The following is a 23,430-nucleotide window of genomic DNA, read 5'->3' as shown; positions in this document are numbered from 1 at the left end:
TCGGTGGTGCGGGCAACGACACTTATATCGTCGACAATGCCGGCGACCTCGTCACCGAAGCCGCCGATAATGGGATCGACACGGTTCGCACGAACCTGGCGAGCTATACGCTTGCCGACAATGTCGAGAACCTGAGCTTTGCCGGCACTGGGGTGTTTGCCGGAACAGGGAATGCGCTGAACAACGTTATCGTCGGCGGCAGTGGTTCCAATACGCTAACGGGTGGCGCCGGCAACGATATCCTCACTGGTGGAGCGGCAGCCGACGTCTTCGTTTATTCGCAGAACTGGGGCCACGATACGATCACAAACTTCGTGGCAATCGGCTCCGCACATGACGCGATCTGGATCGATGACAGCATTTTCGCCGACTGGGCATCGCTTTTTGCGGCAACCCAGCAGTCTGGGAGTGATGCAATTATTACAGCCGATTCCGACAACACCATAACGCTGAAGAATGTTGCTGTTTCAAGCCTTCAGTCGTGGGACTTCTTGTTTGCGTGACCTTCGCTTGGGCCTTGCGGCACAAATTCTGCCGGGGTGGGCTGATGCCGCTCAGCTCTGGCTCTGGCTTTGCATCTGGCCGCCGTTCTCGACCTTCACGGTGACCGACAGCGTTTCGCCCGGCGTGCCGATGCGCATGCCTGAAATCGGCGCGGCGTCGCGGTAGCAGAGGCCGGAGGCGACGCGGACATAACGCGTATCCGGGCAGATTTCGTTGGCTGGATCGAAACCGACCCAGCCGAGGCCGGGGATATGGGCCTCGGCCCAGGCATGGGTCGCCGCCTGTTCGACCTTTTCCGCCATCATAAGATAGCCCGAGATATAACGCGCCGGCACCTGCAGGGCGCGGGCGGCGGCGATGAAGATGTGGGCATGGTCCTGGCAGACGCCGCTCTTTTTCTCAAGGGCCTGTTCGGCCGTCGTCTCGGTGTTGCTGGTGCCGGGCTTATAATCGACCGTCTGGTGGATTGCTTCCATGAGCGCATGCATGCGGGCCAGCGCATTATCGCCGCCGACGTCCTTGATCAGTTCCTTGACCAGCTTGCCGCCCTTGGTCAGCGGCGTTTCGCGCAGGAAAAGCCAAAGTGGGCAGAAGCCGGTATGCGGGCCGGTGACACCGTTGTTATCCGCCGTCTCGACCTCACCTTCGGCCAGAATGCGCGTCACGTCCTGCTCGCCTTCCAGCGAGACCAGGTTGACGTGATTGCCGTACTGGTCGTCATATTCCACCTCGGGGGTGGCGCCCTCGACGTTCAGCGACCAGCCGAGCACCTTCTGGGCGGGGCTCGTCGGCGGCGTCAGTCTGAGCCGCTGCAGCGAGAACTGCGCCGGTTCGTCGTAGCGATATTCGGTGAGGTGGCTGATTTTCAGTCTCATGTTCTGATCCGCTTAAACGTAGAACCGGTAGCCGTTGGAAATCTCGGCGCCGAGCTGATTGTTGCGCGAGACGAAATCCTCCAGGAACTCATGCAGGCCCTGATCCATGATATCGCGGATCGCCCGCGTCTGCAGCGTGGTGCGGATCGCATCGGCGGTATCGTGGGCAGGCAGCCGCTCCTCGTAATCCTGGGCGAGATAGCCGAGATTGCTGACGATCTTCTCGTAACAATAGGCGAGTGAGCGCGGCATCTGGACGTTCAGGGTCAGGAAGTCGGCAATGTTCATGGCGCGGTATTCGCCGTCATAGGCCCAGCTATAGGCGCGGTGGGCGGAGACCGAGCGCAGGATCGATTCCCATTGCACGTTGTCGAGAGAGGAGCCGACGGCCGAGACCGAGGGCAGCAGCACGTAATATTTCACGTCGAGGATACGGCTGGTATTGTCGGCCCGCTCGATGAAGGTGCCGATGCGGGCGAAATTATAGAGTTCGTTGCGTAGCGTCGAACCATGGAAAGCGCCGCGGATCAGGCCGGCGCGGCGCTTGATGGCGTCGATCACCTCCGGCATTTCGGCCGGCTTGACGCGTTTTTCGAGGAGCGACTTCAGGTCGATCCAGCATTCGTTGGTCGCTTCCCAAGTCTCCCGCGTCAGCGCGGTGCGCACCATGCGGGCGTTGTTGCGGCCGGAGTCGATGCAGGACATGACGCTCGACGGGTTGGCGCGATCGCGCAGGAGATAGTCGATCGCGTCGGCGTTGGTCAGCTTCGCATGGCCCTCGTCATAGGCCTCGCGTACGCCGGCACTTTGCAGCACGCCATCCCAGTTGTCGTCGCCGGCGCTGCTGCGGGTCAGCGACATGCGTAGCCCGGCATCGACAAGGCGGGCGATATTTTCGGCGCGCTCGATGTAGCGGAACATCCAGTAGAGGCCGTTTGCGGTTCTTCCGAGCATCAGTCCTCCAATACCCAGGTGTCTTTGGTGCCGCCGCCCTGGCTGGAATTGACCACCAGCGATCCCTGCTTCAACGCCACGCGGGTGAGCCCGCCCGGAATGATCTGAACCTTGTCAGATACGAGCACATAGGGGCGAAGGTCGACATGGCGCGGCGCAATCCCTTTGTTGACGAGGATTGGCACGGTGGAGAGCGACAGCGTCGGCTGGGCGATGTAGTTGTTCGGCTTGGCCTTCAGCTTCTCAGCGAAATCGGCGCGCTCCTTCTTCGAAGCCGTCGGGCCGACCAGCATGCCGTAGCCGCCCGAGCCGTGCACTTCCTTGACCACCAACTCTTCCAGATGCTCCAGCACGTATTTCAGGCTGCTCGCCTCCGAACAGCGCCAGGTCGGCACGTTTTCCAGCAGCGCCTTGCTGCCGGTGTAGAATTCGACGATCTCCGGCATATAGGAATAGATCGCCTTGTCGTCGCAAATGCCGGTACCAGGTGCGTTGGCGATGGTGATATTGCCGGAGCGGTAGACGTCCATGATGCCGGGAATGCCGAGCGCGGAATCAGCTCGGAAGGTGAGGGGGTCGAGGAAGTCGTCGTCGACGCGGCGGTAGAGCACGTCGATCGCCTCGTAACCGCGGGTCGTCCGCATCTTCACCTTGCCGTCGATGACGCGCAAATCCGAGCCCTCGACCAGTTCGACGCCCATCATGTCGGCGAGGAAGGAATGCTCGTAATAGGCCGAATTGTAGATGCCGGGCGTCAGTACCGCGACGCGCGGCTTGCCGGCGCAGCCGGGAGGAGCGAGGGACGCGAGGCTCTGGCGCAGCAGGTAGGGATAGTCCTCGACGCGCTGCACCTTGTTCTCATGAAAGAGCTCGGGGAACATCTGCATCATGGTTTCCCGGTTTTCCAGCATGTAGCTGACGCCGGAAGGCGTACGCGCATTGTCCTCGAGCACGTAGAACTGGTCCTCGCCGGTGCGCACGATGTCGGTGCCGACGATGTGGGTGTAGACGCCGCCGGGCGGGCGGAAGCCGACCATCTCGGGGATGAAGGTAACGTTGTTCTCGATCAGCTCGCGCGGGATGCGGCCGGCGCGAATAATCTCCTGCTTATGGTAGATATCGTCGAGAAAGGCGTTGAGTGCGATCACCCGCTGCTCGATGCCCTGGGCGAGCCTGCGCCATTCGCGGGCGGAGATGATGCGGGGAATGATATCGAAGGGGATGAGCTTTTCGGAGCTATCGGCATGGCCATAGACCGCGAAGGTGATGCCGGTCTTCCGGAAAATGTTTTCCGCATCGCGGGACTTGGCAATCAGATGCGCCCGGTCTTGGCTGTTGTACCACTCGAAGTATTTTTCATAAGGCGGGCGAGGATTTTCGTCCCCGGTAATCATTTCATCAAATGCCAAAAGTGCAGCTCCCCTTTTCGTTCATTTGAATACAACGCAAATGGCAATGCAAGAACCATGCGCAGTTCGAGGAAAAGATTTTGCGCTGCGGGAAACGGGTGAAAATCCGGGCATTTAAAGTGGTGCGGTGCGGCATGCCGGATAATCGATCTGCAGGCTTGCGCAAAATCTGAGCATTTGATCGTTTTTCGTTCGGTCGCCGTGGTTTGTTGGGCGCCGACAGAACCCCACTCTCCTCATCCTGTGCCTGTCACTGGGATGAGAAGAGTGGGGAAAGCCGGCAGATTCGTCCTGCAATCCCAACCATCAGCGCAATTACAAATAAGTATCAACGCTTCGACTTTGACTGAACGGCCGGGTGCGGCTATCAGCGCGACCAGCCCTTCTCTCGCGAGCATCCCCATGTCCCTCGATCGCCTTGCCCCCGCCGTTTTCGTCCTGCTCTGGTCAACGGGCTGGGTGGTGGCGAAATACGCCTCGCTGCATTCCGAGCCCTTCACCTTTCTTTCGATCCGCTACGCGCTGTCGGCGGCGGCCTTCCTGGGGCTCTGCCTGGCGGCGCGGGCGCGATGGCCGACAAGCCGGGCGACGTGGCTACGCGCCATCTATTCCGGTTTCTTCCTGCATGGTTTCTATCTCGCCGGCCTCTGGTGGGCGATTGCCAACGGCGTGCCGGCCGGCATATCGGGAATCATCGCGGCGCTGCAGCCGCTTTTGACGGCAATGGCAGCTCCGTTCCTGGTCGGCGAGCGGCTGCAACAGGCACAGAAATTCGGGCTTGGCCTCGGCTTCATCGGCATTGCCATCGCCATTTCGCCGAAGCTCCTCGATCCGGCAACCGCCGATCTCACACATGCCGCTCTGCCGCTGGCGATCAACCTCATTGCCATGGGGTCCGTTACCTACGGCACGCTTTACCAGAAGAAGCACCTGCAATCGGGCGACCTCAGGACCATCGCGACGCTGCAATATATCGGCGCGCTGATGCTCACGCTGCCGCTTTCGCTCATTTTCGAGCAACAGCATTTCGATGGCTCCGCGCAGGCCTATGGCGCGCTCGCCTGGTCGGTCTTCGGGCTGTCGATGGGTGGCGTCGGGTTGCTGCTTCATCTGATCCGCCGCGGCCAGGTTTCACGAGCTGCCTCGCTGATCTACCTGATGCCGCCGGCCGTCGCCCTTGAGGCCTTCATCGCTTTTGGGGAACCGCTGACGCTGCCGTTGATCGTCGGCACCGTGGTGGTCGTGATGGGGGTCTACCTGACGAACCGCAGGGCATTCAGCGAGCCTGCGGAAGCGTAGATAGCAGAAAGGCCGGGAAATCCCGGCCTTTCTGCTTTTCAGTCTATCGATGCTTAGGCGCGTTCGCGGCGCTGGCCGCCGCCATTGCGGGAGCCGGAGCCACCGCGACGGTCGCCGCCGTTGCCGTCGCGACGGGGTTCCCCGCCCTGGGCCTGCTGTGGGCCGCGGTCTTCACCGTGCTTGCGAGCCGGGCGGCCGTGGGCGTGGCGGCCGTTGCCGCGATGATGACCGCTCGGCTCGCCATTGGCATGGCCGCCATGGGCGGGACGCTGCGGCTTTGCCGAGGGGCGGAAGTCGGAGGTCGAGGCCAGATCGTTGTCGGGACCAAGATTCGGGGTGGCTTCGCCGCGGCGCTGGCCGCGGAAATCCTCGTTGCGAGCGGTGCGTTCGGGACGCGGACGGCGCTCCTGGTGGCTGCCGCGATGCTCCGAACGGTTCTGATCGCCACGGCCTTCGCCACGACCCTGACCTTCGCGCGCCTGACCTTGGCCGCCACCACGATTGCGGTTGTTGCCATTGCCGTTAGCGCGGCGGGGGCCGCCACTGATATTTGCCGGCGGCTCGCCGCTTGCGACTGCGATGTCGATGCCCATCAGGCGCTCGATGTCACGCAGCAACTTGGCTTCGTCGGGGGCGCAGAAGGCAATCGCGATGCCGTCACGGCCGGCGCGCGCCGTGCGGCCGATGCGGTGAACGTAGGCGTCGGGCACTTCGGGCAGGTCGTAGTTGTAGACATGGCTGACGGCCGGGATGTCGATGCCGCGGGCGGCAACGTCGGTGGCGATCAGTGTCTTGATGCTGCCGTCGCGGAAGGCCTTCAGCGCTCGCTCACGTTGCCCCTGGCTCTTATTGCCATGGATCGAGGCGACGGAATAGCCGATGTTTTCGAGATGCTTCATCAGCTTCTCCGCACCGTGCTTGGTGCGCAGGAAGACGATGGCGCGGCCGTCAGGGTTTTCGGTCAGCGACTTGCGGAGCAGTTCCGTCTTGTCGTTCTTGCCGCCGACGAAATGGACGTATTGCTCGACCTTGTCGGCAGCCTTGCCGGGAGGTGTGACTTCGACCTTGACGGGATCGACGAGGTAGTCACCGGCGAGATCGGCGATCGCCTTTGGCATGGTGGCCGAGAAAAGCATGGTCTGGCGCTTCTTCGGCACCATCTTGGCGATCTTGCGCAGATCATGCACGAAGCCGAGGTCGAGCATCTGATCGGCTTCATCAAGCACGAGATAGCGGACCGTGGTCAGCGAGATGGCGCGGCGATTGATGAGGTCAAGCAGGCGGCCGGGCGTGGCGACGAGGATATCGGTGCCCTTTTCGAGCTGAAGCTGCTGCTTGTTGATCGAAACGCCACCGACGACGACGTTGATGCGCAGATGCGACTTGCGGATGAACTTCTTCAGGCTCTCGGCGATCTGGTTCACCAGTTCGCGGGTCGGCGCCAGGATCAGCGTCCGCGTCGTGCGGTTGTCGGGGCGACGTTCGTCGGCAAGCAGCTTTTCGATGAGCGGCAGGCCGAAAGCGGCCGTCTTGCCGGTGCCGGTCTGGGCAAGACCGATCAGGTCGCGGCCTTCGAGAAGGAGGGGAATGGCATGTTCCTGGATCGGCGTCGGCGTTTCGATGCCGAGCTGGAACAAAGTAGCGACGATCGGCTTGGAGACACCAAGCGATTCAAAATTAGTCAAGGCATAACCTTTCGGGGCGCCACAACGACTATCGCCGGAACGCACCATGCGATCCGGTTTCATTCTGGCGTCAAGAACCCCGCGTGAAGTGGGAACTTGTGAGTTGGAAAAAGCTTTCCAGCGCTTCTGGCCGCTCATGGGAGTGCGGCGCTCTATCGAAATGCGCTTTTGTCCCTTCTTCCTGCGTCCGTATTTTCTAGCAGGGGCACGCTCACGCGGCGGCCGGAAGGGTGAAAGCTGAGCCGCATTTGGGCTAGTTCTCTCACAAAGTCAAGTGCAGTGCACAAGAAAGCCTCAGCCAGGCTCAAGAGAAGGCATGACGAGGACGAAGCTTTCCGATGCGGTCTCCGCGCCGTTGACGAGGATGGCGATGCGATGTTTACCGGGATAATAGCGCCGCGTGGTAATCGGCCGCATGGCGTGGCGGCGCTCGATCGCGTGGCTTTGGCCCGGCGCGAGCATGATCGTCTTGCACTTGAAGACCTTGGGCGAGAGCGAACCGTCACCCTTCACGTGGTGGATGGCGTAGTCGATCATCAGCGATTGCGGGGTCTCGCCGGCATTCGTCACGCGGATTTCGAAATCCAGCCCTTCGCCGAAGAGCACCTCGCTGTTTGCGAGCCGCAATTCGCATGCGAGCGAGGCAGCCGCGCCGAAGCCGAAATTGGCGAGCGCCTGCGTATGGCCCTTCTTCAAAAGCGTGCGGGAGGCGTGCTTCAGCAGCCAACGGCGTTCGCGGGTGGCGTTTTCGATGTGGCCGGCGATGAAGGCGGCGACCATGTCCGGATGATCCTTGGCGATATCGTTCAGGCTGTTGGCGACGGAGCGGCGAACATAATCCTCCGGATCGTCGATCAATTCGGTCAGGATCGGCAGGATCGGCGCCGGATCCTTCACGAGCTGCGACAGGCGCATCGCCCAAGGCAGACGTGGCCGCGTTCCCTCGCTCGCCAGCCGGCGCACATGCCGATCGGGATCGTCGACCCAGCCGGAAATGATGGCAAGCGCACGCTGCTGGTCGCGGTGGATGAACGGGCGGATGCCGAATTCGGCGGTGAAATACGGCGTCAGCGCCTTCAGGAGATCGAGACCGAGTTCGAAATGATCAAGGCCGCGTGTGGCGATGAACTGGTTGACCGGCAGCAGCATCCAGCCTGATAGACCGGGCCTGCCTGATGCAGGGAGGCTCGCCTTCAGGATAGCGGCCGCCCCAGGAAAATCATCGGGAAGCGTGGCAAACAGCGCGTCGCGGATCAGGGCCGAGCGTTCCATCAACTCCATCTCCCCGAGGCCATCGGTCGCCAGCGTCACGAAACGGCCCTTGTCGAAGGCGGGCGCATGGGCGGCGATGCGATCGGCCATGTCGCCGACCAGCGCCTGATGCAGCAGGTTCTTGAGCGGTTCCGGCATGCTGATCCTCCTACCTATCTGGTGGCCGCAAACACCAAGTTCGGATAGAGCCGTTCAATGACGGCGCACCGCATGGCGATAGCGAGATCGTCGTGAAAGATTTCGAGCGCTTTGCCTGCGTCTTTCGGCGTGAGCCACCCGTCAGTCAGGCGCCAGCGACGGAAGAACAGCCAGTCAAGCTCGTGCCGGGATATAAACTCCAAGCTACTTCGTGCCCGTTCCGGAGTGTCGGATGAACTTATCATGTTGGCGTTCGGCCCATATTTGGCGCGTGACTCCTCTAAAGCTGCCGCACTTCGTTGCATCTCGGCTGTCACCTGCGCATCGGTGATGGTGACAAGTTTGTCCATTTCGGCGCGGATATCAGCCGGTATCCTGACAAGAGCTTGCTCCAATGCGTTAGAGAAACGGGGATCGGAGGTGAAACTCATTTCCCATTCCTCTGGCCAGTCCCGCCAGAACACGGTTTCAGCAATCTCCGTCCAACGGCCTTCGGCAAGCAGCCCCAATGCCCGAATGACAGGCAAGACCTCGGATGTTGCGAACGCAGGACCAAGACCGTTTGCAGCCGCGATATTCGGCGGAGGCGGAGGTGGTGCGCCTAACCGGTAAACGAGAAAGCCGCCCGTCGATAGAGGCACGCTGCCATCAGGCAGGCGATAAGATAGCAGCCTCTGTTGTGCCGCCAGCCGAAGCACCGAGACGCACAGATCGTCCCAGCGTGGCAGTTCGAGAGGTAGCTGAGCATTCTTACGCGGGATTGTGCCCCCGCGGGTTTCATCGGCCTGTCCGAGTGCCACCAGAGCTTCGCAACCGATCTGATAGGCCGTCAGGAACATATGGTTCCAGCCCTCTTCCCCATCGCCGCGCGGGATGTTTCGGGATAGGAAGCCGACTACGTCTGCCGCCCAACCGGCAGCCGGGATTTTCAAGGCCATTCCGCCTCTGCCCTCCGCATGTTAAATATCCGGCTGATGCTCGAAATTCGATCGATAGCGAAAGCGAAAAGCACGAACGCTTCGAGGGGATTACTAGCTGCCTTTTGCGATATTTAACAGAGTGACGAATAGATCGCTTATCGAGGATGCAGCGCGCAATTGGTGCTCCGATACTGTGGAGCCAAAGCGCTTCATCGGATCGAGCGATGTTGCGGACACTGCGCCATCGGCATTGATGCCGAAGCTGCTGTTGGCCCGGCGCCGCCGGGAGGTCAAGTGGCGCCGGTTGCGGTTTCAGCTATTCGGTGCAGACTTTGACGCGGTAGGGATCGCCCCAATCGTCGCGCCGCCATTCGAGGTGGCAATACGACGGCCGGTAGTAGGTCCGGTAGACCGGATAGGGGCGATAAGCGGGATAGGCGGGGTAGGCAGGATAAGCGGGATAGGCCGGGCGTGCGGCCTCGGACAGCAGAGCGCCGCCGACGACGCCGGCGGCAAGCCCGCCCCAGAAGGCATCGCGTGGACGGGCATCGGCGGTGGTGGCGGTGGCGAGCGAGGCGCTGACAAGGGTCAGCGCGATCAGGCCCGTCGCCATGGTCTTATGAAGAACGGACATGCTGTTTTCCTTGATTTAGACTGGCTTCGATAAAGCCATGTCCAGACTCCGCCCGGATCGCGGCGGCGAAATGGCCGCGCAAGCGCTTCCCGCATTAAATTTTCGTCATGATTCCAACGGGTCCCGGCAGGGGGTGGAATGATGCATAGGGTGGCATTGCCGCCGATATCGCCGCTTTTCAGTCTCGTGCAAGTCCGGGCTCCCAATGTGAGGCAGTTTCAGCCTGGTGAGCGGGCTCGTAAAATTCCCCCGCTAAAATTTATGGTTAAAACCTTGTTAAAAGCCTTGGTGTTACAGTCTTTGTAGTTGATATTTCATTCATTGCGGGAGCGACAATTTCTTGAAATCAGCCGGGGATCTATTGGAATTGGCTTGCCGCCGGATCGCTGATCTGGACACCCCGGCCTATGTCAAGAACAGCGAGCTGCGCTATGTCGCCGTCAACGAGGCCTATGCCGATTTCCTGGGCCGCGAGATTTCCGATTTCATCGGCCGGCGCAGCCGCGAGCTGTTCGACCGTCCCGAGGAAGAGGAGCGCGAGGATAGGGAACGCCGCGCGTTGGTGTTCGGTAGCGAGGAAAACGCCATCTGCTTCGATGCAGCCGGTCTCGGCCATGAGCGCATCCAGATCGAAAGCTTCTCACCGTCGCCTGAGCGGGCCTATGTGCTCGGTATCTTCGAAGTGCGCGAGACGGCGCGTCGCGCGGTTGACGGCGGGCGGGTTGCTAGCGATCCCAGGATCGCTGGCGATCCTGGGATTTCGGCCGATTTTGCCCGCGTGCGCGAGGCGCTGGAAAAGCTCGACCATCCGATCGGCATCTTTGCCGGGGATGGGCGACCCCTGATCGTCAACGCCGCCTATCGCAACAGCGCAAAGCCGGCTGCTCCCAGCGATACGGGCTGGCACGAAAGCGTCAACGAACGCGATCTGTTGCGCATCATCATGGAGGACCTGCCGGTCGCGGTTTTCGTACGCGACGATAGGCACCGCCTCGTCTATGCCAATCAGTATTACGAGACCTTCGGTGGCTATGACCGCTCGCAGGTGCTGGGGATGACCGAGCACGAAATGTTCGGGCCAGAGGACGGCGAGGCGATCTACCAGGAAAACCGCCTGGCGTTGGAAGACGGCCTGTCGAAAGAGATCGAAAGCCAGATGCCGAGCAAGGATGGCCGCATTCATCCGCTCATCTCGCGGGTCAACCGCGTCGTGACGCCGGATGGGCGCACCTATGTCGTCGGCTCCTTTTCCGATATCTCGCCGCTCAAGGAGCGGGAGACGGCACTGATCGAGGCGAAGAAGCAGGAAGAGGTGCTGCATGGGGATATCGAAAGCATCCTTCGCTCGCTGCCGGTCGGCGTGCTGATCCTCGACAACGACCATCGGATTCTCTACGTCAACGACGAATTCTACAGCATTTGGGATCTGCCACCCGACGATCCCTTCGACGGCCGCCCCTTCATCGACGTCATCCGCCGCAATTCCGAGCTCGGCCGCTACGACGGCACGCAGACGCCGGATGAGATCTACGCTTTCCGCAAGCACCTGTTCGAGACCGATGCGCCCGAGCCGATCGAGCTCGATTGGGCAGGCGGTAAATCCGTCATCTTCGACAGTCGCCGTATTTCCAACGACCGTATCTTGCTCTCCTATGCCGACATCACGGCTGTTCGCGAGCGGGAGAAGGAAATCCACGAGGCCCGCGCCGCGCTGGAGCGGCTCGGCGAGATGATGCGCGATGCGACGCATGCCATGTCGCAAGGGCTCGCCATCGTCCAGGATGGCATCATCAAGCTGTCCAACGAGTCGCTTTCAGAGATACTGCGCATACCAGCTTCCCATATCGAGCCAGGCGAGGGCTGGATCGGGCTCTTCGATTTCTGCGCGGCGCGCGGCGATTTCCATGATGCAGCCGCCGAGATCCTGCAGGGTTGGCGCGCCAACATCGCATCGAAGCAACCGATCTCCACGGTCTTCCATGTAGCAGGCGAACGCTGGGTGAACATGGAGGCGACGGTCAGCGAGGGGCAGCATTGGGTGGCGCTTTTCACCGACGTCACCGAGCTCAAGAGCCGCGAGGAGGACTTGCGCCAGCTCTTGTCGCGCGCCGAAGCCGCCGACCGGGCCAAATCCGAATTCCTCGCCAATATGAGCCACGAGATCCGCACGCCGATGAACGGTGTGCTCGGCATGGCGGAACTGCTTGCCAAGACCAATCTCGACACGCGCCAGAAAACCTTCATCGACATCATCGTCAAGTCGGGCAATGCGCTGTTGACGATCATCAACGATATCCTCGACTTCTCGAAGATCGATGCGGGGCAGATGAAACTGCGCAAAGCCGCCTTCGACATCACCGAAGCGGTGGAGGACGTGGCGACGCTCCTATCCTCGCATGCTGCCGAGAAGAACATCGAGCTCCTGGTGCGGGCCGCACCGGATCTGCCCGCCGCGGTGATCGGCGATGCCGGGCGTTTTCGCCAGATCGTCACCAATCTCGTCGGCAATGCCGTCAAATTCACCGAGCGCGGCCACGTCTTCGTCGATGTCGGCTTCCAGACGGTTGCCGGCGGCGAGATCCTGGCGAGAATCCGCATCGAGGATACCGGTATCGGCATCCCGCGCGAAAAGCTCGAATCGGTCTTCGATAAGTTCTCGCAGGTCGACGCCTCCTCGACCCGCCGGCATGAGGGAACGGGTCTCGGGCTTGCGATCACCGCCGGCCTTGTCGATCTCTTCGGCGGGTATCTCAATGTCGAGAGCGAATGGGGCAGGGGCTCGGTCTTCACCGTCAATCTCCCCTTTGCGGTGGCTGCAGCCCGCCTCGAGCCGAAACCGCTGCCAATCAATGTGCAGGGCGCGCGCGTCCTCGTGGTCGACGACAATGATGTGAACCGGCGCATCCTCACCGAGCAGCTTTCGCTCTGGGGCTTTGACGGCGTGGCCGCCGAGGGCGGGGGCACCGGTCTTGCGATCCTGGAGGCGGCGGCGGATCTCGGCATTACCGTCGATGCCGTCGTGCTTGATTATCACATGCCCGATATGAACGGCGCCGATGTCGCGCGCCGGCTGCGCGCCGATCCCCGCTTCGTCGAGCTTCCGATCATCTTTCTGACGTCGATGGATATTTCAGGCACAGAAAAGGAATTCGCGGCACTGAACGGTCATGCGCATCTGATGAAGCCGGCGCGCGCCAACGTGCTGCGCAATACCGTCGTCGAGGTCGTCCGCGCCGGCCGCGTGAAGCAGGTTTCAGAAGGCGAGATCGCCCGGCTGCAGGCGCAGGCGGTGGTGCCGGCACCGCCGCCTGAGCCGATGCCGCAGCAGCGGGCGCCTGAATTCGTCGATGTGCTCGTCGCCGAGGACAACGAGGTGAACCAGATCGTCTTCACCCAGATCCTGCAAGGAACGGGCCTCTCCTTCCTCGTCGTCGACAATGGCGAGCAGGCGGTTGCCGCCTGGGAGCGACACACGCCGCGGATCATTATGATGGACGTCTCGATGCCCGTCATGAACGGCCATGAGGCGACCCGGACGATCCGCGCGCGCGAAAAAGGGCAGGGGCATCGCGTGCCGATCATCGGTGTCACCGCCCATGCGCTCGAAAGCGACCGCGACCTCTGTCTCGACGCCGGCATGGACGACTATATGTCGAAACCGATCAGCCCCGAATTGTTGGAAGAGAAGATTCGGCAATGGCTCCTCAAGGACGAGCAGCAGCCGGGGCGCACCAGCTACTGATCTCAGTCGGAAAACAGGATGCTCTCGAAATCCTGAACTCCGTTCAAGATATGCAGGACCTCGATGCGATCCTTGCCGCCCGATCAAAGATCAGATAATTCCCGTAAGGGCGGCGGACGCCGTGTTCATAGCGCGGGACCAGTGAAAAACCGTTCGGCGTTTCCGCCAGACGTTCGCTTCGTTCCATCAGGTCATGAATAAAGCTTACCGCCCGCTACGGATTGTCCTTGCCATATAATCGTTAGCAACAGTGGACTGGAAGCAGCAAACGTTACCTGTCGGGCGCCTTGATGCCGCAGAGCATTTCGCGTTTGCCGGCGAAGCCCTGGCGGCGCTCGACGGTAAAGCCTGCGGCGATGAGGTTGCGGCGTACGAAACCGGCCGCGGCATAGGTGGCGAAAGTGCCGCCGGGCGCGGTCTTTTCGTGGACACGTCGCATCAGTTCTTCCGACCACATGTCGCCGTTGCGCGAGGGCGCGAAGCCGTCGAGATACCAGGCGTCGAAGCCGCGCTTTGCGGCTGCGACGCCGTCGAGTGCTGCGCCGCAGACGACGCTGAGCCTCATCTGGTCGTCGAGGTCGAGCGAGACGGTATCGGCAGGCGTTGGCGGCCAGGCCGCCGTCAGCGCCTCGCGTTCGGCATCGATCTCCGGCCAGTGGGAGAGCGCACGGCCGATTTCTTCGCCGCGCATCGGGTGGAGCTCGAAGGAGATGAAATGCAGCTGCTGGCCGGGCACGCTGTACAGCTTCCATCGCCGCCAGGTCTCGGCGAAGTTCAGGCCGGTGCCGAAGCCGAGTTCGCCGATCACGAATTCCTGCCGCCCGTTCCAACGCTCCGGCAGGCCGTTGCCGGCGAGAAAGACGTGGCCGCATTCCAGCCGCCCATCGGTCTGGCAATAAAAATGGTCGCCAAAGGCGAGGGAATAGGGCATATCGCCGTCGCGCCATTCGAGCGGCTGCGGCGCGCCCGCGCCAATCTGATCGGGGTTCACGTCTGTCATGGAAAAAGCCGATAATCCTCAGCCGGTCTCAGGTCAATCGTCCTGCGAATTGCTGATCGTCGGCGGCGGCATCATGGGTCTCTGGGCGGCCGTCCATGCCGAGCGCCGTGGCATCGCTACCCTTATCGTCGACGCCGGCAAATTGGGTGGAGGTGCGAGCGGCGGCCTGCTCGGCGCGCTGATGCCGCATATGCCGGATCGGTGGTCTGAGAAAAAGCAGTTCCAGTTCGATGCGCTGGTCTCGCTCGAAGCCGAGATCGCCATGCTGGAAGCCGAAACCGGGCTTTCGGCCGGTTACCGCCGTTCCGGGCGGCTGATCCCGCTGCCGAAGCCGCATCTCAACAAGATAGCGCGCGCTCACTCCGAAGATGCCGAGCGCCACTGGTGCGCAGGCGAGCGCCGCTTCCATTGGCACGTGCTCGACAGTCCGCCGGTCGACGGCTGGATCGAGGCATCCGCCGGCGAGAGCGGTTTCGTGCATGATACGCTCGCCGCCCGCGTTGCGCCCCGCTCACTGACTGCGGGGCTCATTGCCTTCTTGCGACAGGCAAAACATGTGCGGATCATGGAACACGCGGCGGTGACGGGTGTCGATCCCGACTGCGGCACGGCCGACATAGGGGGCGAAACCATCACTTTCAGCGACTGCGTCCTGGCCGCCGGTCACCAGTCTTTTCCGTTGCTGCAGGTGCTGACCGCCGGGCTGAAGCGACCGCTCGGTCAACCGGTCAAGGGGCAGGCGGCGCTGTTGAAAGCCGATCTCGACCCGGCGCTGCCGACGATCTTCCTCGACGGGCTCTATGTCGTCGCGCACGAGGGCGGCTATGTGGCGATCGGCAGCACCAGCGAAAACCGCTTCGACGATCCCACATCGACCGATGCTCAGCTCGACACGCTGATCGCCGCGGCGCGGGAGATCGTGCCGGCGCTGCGCGACGCCCCTGTCATCGAGCGCTGGGCAGGGCTCCGCCCGAAGGCGATCGACCGTGACCCGATGATCGGCCGCCACCCCGATCACCCGCGCCTGATCGCGCTGACCGGCGGCTTCAAGGTCAGCTTCGGCCTGGCCCACCGGTTGGCGGAAGCGGCGATATGTATCGCAGGCGATACGGATTGCGGATTTTTGCTGCCGGAAAGCTTCGCAATTTCAAGCCATATCGCGGCAGCTTCACGTTAAACGTGAATTCGACGCCGCTTCGTTTCGTTATTCTGTCATGCAAATCACCTATCTGCTTGCGCATCGACAGCGCCGGATTTGATCGGCGCTCAGTTCCTTGATGGAGGAAATTGCATGCGCTATGCCATTTGCTTCACGCCTCCGGCGAGCGACCCGCTGTCGCTTGTGGCTGCCAGTTGGCTTGGCCGAAACGTGTTTTCGGGCGATATGGTGGAGCCGCCGGCAGTTCGTGGCCTTGGCATTCACGAGATCGCCTTCCATACCGCCGTGCCGCGGCGCTATGGTTTTCACGGCGTTCTGAAGGCGCCGTTTCACCTGGGTCACAATATGTCCGAAGCGCAACTCCTGCGCGATCTGATGCGTTTTTCCGGGACCTTCGTCCCCTTCCAGATTCCGCGCATCGAAGTCGCACGGCTCGGCAATTTCTACAGCTTGCTGCCGAGCGCCCCCTGCGAGCGGATCCAGTATCTCGCTTCGGCGATCGTCCAGGAATTCGATCGTTTCCGCGCGCCGCTCAGCGAAGCCGAGATCGAGCGCAGCGATCCGGACGGGCTGTCGGCAGCGCAGTTTTCAAACCTGCATCGCTGGGGCAATCCTTATGTGATGGAAGAGTTCCGCTTTCATATGCCGGTGACAGGACCCGTCAACGCGATCGACATGGCGCGCATCGAGCCGGCCCTGCGGACGATTTTCGCGCCTGCCCTCAGTGACCCGGTGACGGTTTCAAACGTGGCGCTCATGATCGAGGAGGGCACGGGCGGTCCCTTCCGCGTTCATTCGCTGCACCCGATGGGCAAGGTCAGCGCGCGCAAGATCGCCTGAGCGTGCCGATGGGCTAAGCCATTGTACTGCAAAGGCAAAATCGGATTGAGCAGTTTCCTTCTCGACATTCCGGCTGCGGATGCTACCGTTCGCCGTCTTTTCAGAAGGTGATTTGATGGTATCCGAGACTTATCCGCGCAATCTCGTCGGCTACGGGCGACAGACGCCCGATCCGAAGTGGCCGGGCGAGGCGCGCGTCGCCGTGCAGTTCGTCATCAATTATGAGGAGGGCGGCGAAAGCTCGATCCTCGACGGCGATCCGGCTTCTGAAAATCTGCTGTCGGAGATCGTTGGCGCGGCCGCCTGGCCCGGACAGCGCAATCTCAACATGGAATCGATCTACGAATACGGTTCGCGCGCGGGCTTCTGGCGGCTCTGGCGGATGTTCACCGATCTCAAGGTGCAGGCGACCGTCTACGGCGTAACGCTAGCGATGGCGCGCAATCCTGAAGCGGTCGCTGCGATGAAGGATGCCGGCTGGGAGATCGCCAGCCACGGTTACCGCTGGCTGGAATACAAGGATTTTCCGGAAGATCTGGAGCGCAAGCACATCCTCGAAGCGGTGCGCCTGCACGCCGAGCTTACCGGCGAGCGGCCATACGGCATGTATCAGGGCAAGCCTTCCGACAAGACGCTTCGGCTGGTGCAGGAGGAGGGCGGCTTCCTCTATTCCTCCGATTCCTATGCCGACGATCTGCCTTACTGGGTGAAGGGCGTCGATGGGAAACCCTTCCTGATCATCCCCTATACGCTCGAAACCAACGACATGCGCTTTGCCACACCGCAGGGCTTCAATACCGGCGATCAGTTCTTCACCTATCTGAAGGATGCCTTCGATACGCTCTATGAGGAAGGCAAGGCGGGCAGCCCGAAGATGATGTCGGTCGGCCTGCATTGCCGCCTCGTCGGGCGCCCGGGCCGGGCGGCGGCGCTGAAGCGCTTCATCGAATATGTGCTGAAGCATGACAAGGTCTGGATTCCGCGCCGCATCGAGATTGCCGAGCACTGGCACAAGCACCATCAGCCGGACGCGATCTGATGCTGTCGCGCGAGGATTTCGTTTCCCGCTTCGGCGGCGTCTTCGAACATTCGCCTTTCATCGCCGAGCGCGCCTATGACGCCGGCAGCGTGAACGAGCCTCTGACGGCGGCCGGCGTACATGCGGCGCTTGCCGCCGTCTTCCGCGCGGCAAGCCGACAGGAGCGTCTCGGGGTGCTCAGCGCCCACCCCGACCTTGCCGGGCGCCTCGCCATATCGGGTGAACTTACCGAAGACAGCCGCAAGGAGCAGTCCGGCGCCGGTCTCGACCGCCTGAGCCCTGCCGAGCACGCCCGCTTCACGGAACTCAATTCGGCCTATGTCGAAAAATATGGCTTTCCCTTCATCATCGCCGTCAAGGGGCTCGGCAAGGAGGATATCCTGGAAGCTTTCGAAACACGGATCGGCAACGGCCGGGACGAGGAGTTTTCGACCGCGACGGCACAGGTCGAAAAGATCGCGCTGCTGCGTCTGACATCGATGTTGCCGGAGGCTGAATGAAGGAGAGGCGCGCTATCGACTATCTCAATGACATGCAAAAGGCGGCATCCCAAGCGTTGTCCTTCATCGGCGGAATGGATGAGGCGGCTTTCGCCGAGGACCAGCTTACCTTCAAGGCCGTTGCCTTCTGCCACTTCACCATCGGTGCTGCGGCATCCCGTCTGCTGGTGACCCATCCGGAATTTGCCACCGAGCATCCCAATCTGCCGTGGACCAGGATCTGCGGCACCGGTAATCGCATCCTCGACGACGTCTTCGATCTCGATCCCTCCGAAATCTGGGAGGCGACGTATCGGACGCTGCCGGAGCTTCTTCGCGAGATCGATGCCGTCCGATACTGGCATGCCCAAGGCGAGTGACGCGATGTCTCGGTTTCTCGACATTCGTCCTCTCACCAGCTCCGCCTTCGCTCTCTTCGGTGAGGTGATCGAAGCCGATCCGGCCGCGAAGCGGCTCATCAATGGCGGCACGACGGAGCGTTTCCATGCGCTGGCCGCGGCGCAAGCGACGGGCGAGGGCGCCCGCGTCATCATCAACCTCTTTCGCGGCCAGCCGCGCAGCTTTCCCTATGACATCGACATGATGGAGCGTCATCCCTTCGGCAGCCAGAGCTTCTCGCCAGTCTCCGGCCGTCCCTTCCTCGTCGTCGTCTCCGAGGACGAGGGCGGACGTCCGGGCAGACCGCAAGTGTTTTGCGCGCGCGGGGACCAGGGAGTGAACTACCGCCAAAATGTCTGGCATCATCCGCTGATGGCGCTTGGCCAAGTCTCCGATTTCCTGGTCGTCGACCGCGACGGGCCGGGCAACAATCTGGAAGAGTTCTTCTTCGAAACGCCCTACATCATCAAAGAGCCAGCCCCATGACCGGACTGACCACCCATGTTCTCGACACCGCCCTCGGCAAGCCGGCCGAACGCCTCAGGATCGATCTTTTCCAGCTCGACGGCGAGATCCGCAGGCATCTGAAGACGGTCGAGACCAATGCCGACGGCCGAGTCGACGGCGGTCCCATCCTCGCTGGCGAACATTTCCGGGCCGGCACCTATGAACTGGTCTTCCACGCCGGCGATTATCTGAGGGCCAGCGGCACGCCGCTGCCGCATCCGGCCTTTCTCGATCTGGTGCCAATCCGCTTCGGCATTGCCGATGTCACGGCGCATTATCATGTGCCGCTGCTGATTTCGCCCTACGGCTATTCCACCTATCGAGGGAGTTAGAAATGCGTTTTGCCGCGATCGCCGACATTCACGGCAACCATCTGGCGCTTGAAGCCGTGCTTACGGATATTCGCGCTGAGGGCATCGAGGACATCGTCAATCTCGGCGATTTCTTCAGCGGGCCGCTGGAAGCCGGTCGGACCGCTGATTTGCTGATGCCGCTTGGCCTGACCTCGGTTCGCGGCAATCACGATCGCTATCTGATCGAGCAGGATCCGGCCTCCATGCATGCCTCGGATGCTTCAGCCCATCGGCAATTGACGTCGTCCCATCTCGACTGGATTCGCAGCCTGCCGTTCAACACCGTCTATCGCGGCGAGGTGTATCTCTGCCATGCGACGCCGAAGGACGATAATCTCTATTGGCTGGAATCGGTCTCGGCGGATGGCGTCGTCTTCCTGAAGCCGATCGAAGCGATCGAGGCGCTGGCCGAGGGCATAGACCTGCCGCTGATCCTCTGCGGCCACAGCCACCTTCCCCGCGCCGTCCGTCTCTCCGACGGGCGCCTGATCGTTAATCCCGGCAGCGTCGGCTGCCCCGCCTATGACGACGACCGGCCCTATTACCACAAGATCGAAGCCGGCCATCCGCTGGCCGGCTATGCCATTCTGGAAAAGACGGCGGCGGGATGGACGTGGCAGTTCAGGAATGTCGCCTACGACCATATGGCGATGTCGGCACTGGCCGCCGAAAGGGGCCGTGGCGACTGGGAGAGCGCGCTGGCGGCGGGTTGGGTGAGATAGCCCAGACCCGCCTGCACGCGATCATTCCTTCTTCGGCGCCGCAGGGGCGATCGTCTTTGCCGGGGCTGCGGCCGCTGCCGGCGCTACCGGAGGCGCGGCCGGTATTGCCGGCTTTACCGGAGCCGGAACCAGCTTTGCCGGTTTCGCGCCATCGAGATTTCCAAGGAGGGATGAGATGGCGTTGTCGCCGTCGAAGCCGGCCTCTTTCAGCAATTTGTCGAGGATCGGCTTGTTTGCCTGATAGGAGCGGAGCTGGCCGGCCAAGCCTTCGCCGAGGCCGATGCCGCTTTCGCCGTTCGCGCCCCCGCGGCCCAGCATGCCGCCGGTGTCGAAGATCCTGATGTCAGAGATTTTCTCGATCTGCTTGACCGCCTCGGCGAGCTCGATCAGGATGTCGATCATCCTGCGATAGGCGACTATCGTGTCATCGAGCGCCGCCCATCACGCCGAAAATCTGCACAGCGAGGCCGCGCGCCCTAATCGTGTTGAACCCAGGTTCGATTGGCCGCGCCTATTTCGAGGAAATCGCGAAGGCTGTGAGCGGTCCTGGCGAGCCTGATCCGGCGCGGCTTACAGAGATCATGCTGCGGCACGGCCTGATTCCCGCCTGAAAAGACTCGGCCGCCGCCCGGCTGACAAGTTCCGGGCCTCCCATCCCAATGGAACCGGCGAGGGCCGTCTTAGGCGTGTGCGCAAAGCGGACCCGCCGCCGCTCGCGGTCGAGAGCCGCCGACGGCTTTCTGAAGCTACTGGACCCGCAGCCTGAAGTGGGCAGATGAGCACTAATCATGGGGAGCGGTATAAGCTTAACATACCGTTAGGAGGACGGAGGCAGCGTCGATTGTCGGATCACATTTGCCGATGGAAGCATAGGCGACAGATCGGCTCCGCTTCCTATCGGGCGGCCGTGTGCGCCTCGCGAATACCGGCGTTGATACGGTTGATGATGGTCCATATGAGAAGTAGAGCCACCACCGCCCAAAGCCACGAAGTCCATGCTGCAAACGTACCACCAACCGCGACAAAGGTGCCGAGCGCGCCAAAAAGCACCGCGCGGTCGCTCTTGCCCAGCGGCCCGTCGTAACGCCGGCTTGCCCCGACCCTTTGACCCAGAACGCCGGTAAATTCCGTCAGCGCCGAGAGGAATATGACGGCCATCGCCGGCACCAAGCCGTTCGGATCGATGAGCGCAAACGGCAAATACAAGGCGGTATCCGATACGACATCACCGATCTCGTTCAGATACGCGCCTAAAATGCTCTTCTGCCCATGTTCGCGCGCGAGCATGCCGTCGATGGCGTTGAGGCCCATGCGCAGGAGAAACCATACGGGCACCAGCAGGAACCAATGCGGAAGCGGAACAACGCTCAGAAAAACGCCCAATGCAACCGAGACGGCGGCGGCAACTGAAGTCACCTGATTGGCGGTGACGCCTCGCGCGGCGAGGGAGCGCACCAGAGGGCGAAGAATATTCTGAAATCGGGACTTCAATTGATAGACAGACATGCTACCTCAGTGGAATTTCGTGGCATCGGAAAGGTCTATCCCGGCTTTGGCGGTGCAGATCGTTGTATTTTTGAGGAAGGCCACACTTCATATCGGTTCTCGCAAAGGGCTTACATTTGCGACTAGACTTTTGCAATGAAGACAAATCACTGTTCCCGCCAGTGGTTGCAATCCACCCACCAATCAGAATTGGAGAAGACCGTGCTGCAAACTGCCGATAGCGGGCAACCGTCCTCGACGGCCAGACCAATGCATGAATCCGAATTCGCATCGCATGATGGCATACGGCTTTTTTATCGGGTGTGGCCTGCGACGGGGGCTGCACCGAAGGGCGTAATCATTCTTCTCCATCGCGGCCACGAGCATAGCGGCCGTGTCGCCCATCTCGCCACCGAGCTCGGCCTCGATGATTTTTCCTTCTACGCCTGGGACGCACGCGGCCACGGGCGTTCACCGGGAGAGCGCGGCTATTCGCCATCCTTTGCTGCCTCGGCGCATGATCTCGATTGCTTCGTCCGCCATGTCAGCGGGACAAGCGGCACTGCCGTCGAAGACATCGCCGTCATTGCGCAGAGCGTCGGCGCGGTTCTCGCTACCACCTGGGTGCACGACTATGCGCCACCGATCCGTGCGCTCGTGCTTGCCTCGCCGGCCTTCAGCGTCAAGCTCTACGTGCCTTTTGCCAAAGAAGGCATTGCGCTCTGGGAAAAGCTTAAGGGGACATTCTTCGTCAATTCCTATGTCAAGGCGAGGTTCCTGACGCATGACCCCGAGCGCATCGCCTCGTACGAATCCGACCCATTGATCACCCGGCCAATTGCCTCCAACATCCTGTTGCAGCTCTATGAGGCGGCCGCCCGCGTCGTCGGTGACGCCCGCGCCATCACCGTCCCGACCCAACTGCTGATCTCCGGCAGCGACTGGGTGGTGCGACACGCCCCGCAGCACCGGTTTTACGAAAACCTCGGCAGCCGTATCAAGGAACGGCATGTGCTTGCCGGCTTCTACCATGACACGCTTGGCGAAAAGGACCGCGCGATTGCCCTGGCCGAGGTTCGCCGTTTTATCGGCGCGCGTTTTGCCGAGCCCCGGGCGCCTGCCGACCTTCGCAGCGCCCATATCCAGGGCTATACAAGGGACGAGGCCGACCGGCTCGCGAGCCCGTTGGACGCCACATCCCCACGCGGCATCTACTGGGCGCTCAGCCGCCTCAACATCAAGACTGGCGCCCTGGTGTCCGAAGGCATAAAGACGGGGGTCAAGACCGGTTTTGATTCCGGCTCGACGCTCGATTACGTCTACGAGAATATGCCGCGCGGGCTCGGTCCCGGCGGGCGTTTGATCGACAAGGTGTTCCTCGAGGCGATCGGCTGGCGCGGCATCAGGCAGCGCAAACTGCACTTGCAGGACCTGATCGACCGCGCGCTGCAGCGCCTGAAAGCAGCCGGCCGCAGCACCCATATGCTCGACATCGCGGCCGGGCACGGCCGTTATGTCCTTGATGCGATCGAGACGGCTGCCGTGCGTCCCGATAGTGCGCGGTTGCAGGACTATTCCTCCATCAACGTCGATGCCGGCCGCAACAGCATTGCCGCGCGGGGACTGAGTGATTTCGTGAGCTTCCGCCAGCAGGATGCCTTTGACGGCGAGGGGCTGGCTGCAATCACGCCGGCCCCGGATCTCGCGATCGTCTCCGGCCTTTACGAGCTGTTTTCCGACAATGCGATGATCGCCGCATCGCTCAACGGGATCGCCCGGGCGATGCGGCCCGGTGGTCTGCTTGTCTACACCAACCAGCCATGGCATCCACAACTGGAGATGATCGCCCGCGCATTGACCTCCCACCGCGGCGGCGAGGCGTGGGTGATGCGGCGGCGGACGCAAGAGGAAATGGACCAGCTGGTCGCCGCAGCCGGTTTCCGCAAGATCGAACAGCGCATCGATCAGTGGGGCATTTTCACCGTCTCGCTGGCCGAGAGAGTCTGAGGGCAAAC

Annotated in this window: 21 protein-coding genes and 1 pseudogene; 12 read left to right on the top strand and 10 right to left on the bottom strand. The window is 61.8% G+C overall.

Going from position 1 to position 23,430, the window contains the following annotated elements; all coding sequences use genetic code 11:
- Positions 1 to 503: calcium-binding protein (locus HJB82_RS23315; RefSeq protein WP_409201853.1), on the top strand; the 503-nt coding region annotated here is incomplete at its 5' end.
- A gap of 51 nt (positions 504 to 554) precedes the next feature.
- Here the strand turns inward: HJB82_RS23315 and HJB82_RS23310 are convergent.
- The 3 genes from HJB82_RS23310 to HJB82_RS23300 are packed head-to-tail and all read right to left on the bottom strand — an operon-like array spanning position 555 to position 3,742.
- On the bottom strand, positions 555 to 1,379 hold the full coding sequence (locus HJB82_RS23310; RefSeq protein ID WP_207581398.1) for a transglutaminase family protein: 825 nt from the start codon (positions 1,377 to 1,379) through the stop codon (positions 555 to 557).
- Positions 1,380 to 1,391: 12 nt separating this feature from the next.
- Positions 1,392 to 2,333 carry an alpha-E domain-containing protein gene (locus HJB82_RS23305; RefSeq protein ID WP_207581397.1) on the bottom strand — a complete coding sequence of 314 codons (942 nt, stop codon included), beginning with the start codon at positions 2,331 to 2,333 and terminating at the stop codon, positions 1,392 to 1,394.
- Complete coding sequence (locus HJB82_RS23300) at positions 2,333 to 3,742, bottom strand: circularly permuted type 2 ATP-grasp protein (protein WP_207581396.1); 1,410 nt, start codon at positions 3,740 to 3,742, stop codon at positions 2,333 to 2,335. The genes HJB82_RS23305 and HJB82_RS23300 overlap by 1 nt, the downstream gene beginning before the upstream one ends.
- 402 nt (positions 3,743 to 4,144) lie before the next feature.
- Here HJB82_RS23300 and HJB82_RS23295 point away from each other — a divergent pair, with 402 nt between their 5' ends.
- Positions 4,145 to 5,041 carry a DMT family transporter gene (locus HJB82_RS23295; RefSeq protein ID WP_221117683.1) on the top strand — a complete coding sequence of 299 codons (897 nt, stop codon included), beginning with the start codon at positions 4,145 to 4,147 and terminating at the stop codon, positions 5,039 to 5,041.
- 53 nt (positions 5,042 to 5,094) lie between these two features.
- On the opposite strand, the gene HJB82_RS23290 is transcribed toward HJB82_RS23295, so the two are convergent.
- The 4 genes from HJB82_RS23290 to HJB82_RS23275 form a co-directional block, all read right to left on the bottom strand.
- Positions 5,095 to 6,774: a DEAD/DEAH box helicase gene (locus HJB82_RS23290; protein WP_207584351.1), complete on the bottom strand. Its 1,680-nt coding sequence runs from the start codon at positions 6,772 to 6,774 to the stop codon at positions 5,095 to 5,097.
- Positions 6,775 to 7,020: 246 nt separating this feature from the next.
- Complete coding sequence (locus HJB82_RS23285; protein ID WP_207581394.1) at positions 7,021 to 8,136, bottom strand: DNA alkylation repair protein; 1,116 nt, start codon at positions 8,134 to 8,136, stop codon at positions 7,021 to 7,023.
- A 14-nt stretch (positions 8,137 to 8,150) separates the two neighbouring features.
- Positions 8,151 to 9,074 (bottom strand): hypothetical protein, encoded by a 924-nt coding sequence (locus HJB82_RS23280; RefSeq protein WP_207581393.1) that lies wholly within the window; start codon positions 9,072 to 9,074, stop codon positions 8,151 to 8,153.
- Between the two features lie 298 nt (positions 9,075 to 9,372).
- The gene (locus tag HJB82_RS23275; RefSeq protein WP_207581392.1) at positions 9,373 to 9,690 is read right to left on the bottom strand and encodes a hypothetical protein; all 318 of its coding nucleotides are present in this window, start codon (positions 9,688 to 9,690) and stop codon (positions 9,373 to 9,375) included.
- A gap of 340 nt (positions 9,691 to 10,030) precedes the next feature.
- Between HJB82_RS23275 and HJB82_RS23270 the strand changes: the two genes are divergently transcribed.
- Positions 10,031 to 13,432 (top strand): response regulator, encoded by a 3,402-nt coding sequence (locus HJB82_RS23270; protein ID WP_221141592.1) that lies wholly within the window; start codon positions 10,031 to 10,033, stop codon positions 13,430 to 13,432.
- Positions 13,433 to 13,703: 271 nt separating this feature from the next.
- Here HJB82_RS23270 and mnmD read toward each other — a convergent pair whose 3' ends face one another.
- Positions 13,704 to 14,432, bottom strand: coding sequence for a tRNA (5-methylaminomethyl-2-thiouridine)(34)-methyltransferase MnmD (mnmD, locus tag HJB82_RS23265; RefSeq protein ID WP_221141590.1), 729 nt, complete (start codon positions 14,430 to 14,432; stop codon positions 13,704 to 13,706).
- Between mnmD and HJB82_RS23260 the strand changes: the two genes are divergently transcribed.
- The 8 genes from HJB82_RS23260 to HJB82_RS23225 all read left to right on the top strand — a co-directional run bounded on the left by HJB82_RS23260 (position 14,431) and on the right by HJB82_RS23225 (position 19,930).
- Complete coding sequence (locus HJB82_RS23260) at positions 14,431 to 15,609, top strand: FAD-binding oxidoreductase (RefSeq protein ID WP_221141589.1); 1,179 nt, start codon at positions 14,431 to 14,433, stop codon at positions 15,607 to 15,609. The two genes, mnmD and HJB82_RS23260, sit on opposite strands and share 2 nt — an antisense overlap.
- A gap of 114 nt (positions 15,610 to 15,723) precedes the next feature.
- A complete protein-coding gene (locus tag HJB82_RS23255; protein WP_207581388.1) occupies positions 15,724 to 16,431 on the top strand; it encodes a DUF1045 domain-containing protein in 708 nt (235 codons plus the stop codon).
- Between the two features lie 115 nt (positions 16,432 to 16,546).
- The gene (gene puuE / locus HJB82_RS23250) at positions 16,547 to 17,470 is read left to right on the top strand and encodes an allantoinase PuuE (RefSeq protein ID WP_207581387.1); all 924 of its coding nucleotides are present in this window, start codon (positions 16,547 to 16,549) and stop codon (positions 17,468 to 17,470) included.
- On the top strand, positions 17,470 to 17,970 hold the full coding sequence (gene uraD / locus HJB82_RS23245) for a 2-oxo-4-hydroxy-4-carboxy-5-ureidoimidazoline decarboxylase (RefSeq protein ID WP_207581386.1): 501 nt from the start codon (positions 17,470 to 17,472) through the stop codon (positions 17,968 to 17,970). Before puuE ends, uraD begins: the two co-directional genes overlap by 1 nt.
- A complete protein-coding gene (locus HJB82_RS23240) occupies positions 17,967 to 18,329 on the top strand; it encodes a DUF86 domain-containing protein (RefSeq protein ID WP_221117678.1) in 363 nt (120 codons plus the stop codon). The genes uraD and HJB82_RS23240 overlap by 4 nt, the downstream gene beginning before the upstream one ends.
- Before the next feature lie 4 nt (positions 18,330 to 18,333).
- The gene (locus HJB82_RS23235; RefSeq protein WP_221117677.1) at positions 18,334 to 18,834 is read left to right on the top strand and encodes an ureidoglycolate lyase; all 501 of its coding nucleotides are present in this window, start codon (positions 18,334 to 18,336) and stop codon (positions 18,832 to 18,834) included.
- On the top strand, positions 18,831 to 19,187 hold the full coding sequence (uraH, locus tag HJB82_RS23230) for a hydroxyisourate hydrolase (RefSeq protein ID WP_221117676.1): 357 nt from the start codon (positions 18,831 to 18,833) through the stop codon (positions 19,185 to 19,187). Before HJB82_RS23235 ends, uraH begins: the two co-directional genes overlap by 4 nt.
- Before the next feature lie 2 nt (positions 19,188 to 19,189).
- Entirely contained in the window at positions 19,190 to 19,930 is a 741-nt protein-coding gene (locus tag HJB82_RS23225) for a metallophosphoesterase (protein WP_221132473.1), read from the top strand.
- A gap of 21 nt (positions 19,931 to 19,951) precedes the next feature.
- Here the strand turns inward: HJB82_RS23225 and HJB82_RS23220 are convergent.
- Together HJB82_RS23220 and HJB82_RS23215 are read right to left on the bottom strand one after the other, a co-directional pair.
- Positions 19,952 to 20,311 (bottom strand): annotated as a pseudogene (locus HJB82_RS23220) (flotillin domain-containing protein); the annotation flags it as partial.
- A 513-nt stretch (positions 20,312 to 20,824) separates the two neighbouring features.
- Entirely contained in the window at positions 20,825 to 21,436 is a 612-nt protein-coding gene (locus tag HJB82_RS23215) for a CDP-alcohol phosphatidyltransferase family protein (protein ID WP_221141587.1), read from the bottom strand.
- A 201-nt stretch (positions 21,437 to 21,637) separates the two neighbouring features.
- Here HJB82_RS23215 and HJB82_RS23210 point away from each other — a divergent pair, with 201 nt between their 5' ends.
- Positions 21,638 to 23,422 carry a bifunctional alpha/beta hydrolase/class I SAM-dependent methyltransferase gene (locus HJB82_RS23210; RefSeq protein ID WP_221141585.1) on the top strand — a complete coding sequence of 595 codons (1,785 nt, stop codon included), beginning with the start codon at positions 21,638 to 21,640 and terminating at the stop codon, positions 23,420 to 23,422.
- The last annotated feature ends 8 nt before the right edge of the window (positions 23,423 to 23,430 follow it).

This window comes from Rhizobium sp. NZLR10 (assembly GCF_019685125.1).
Taxonomy (GTDB): Bacteria; Pseudomonadota; Alphaproteobacteria; order Rhizobiales; family Rhizobiaceae; genus Rhizobium.
Note: the sequence above shows the minus strand (reverse complement) of the source record. Positions and strands in the feature narration are given on the sequence as shown.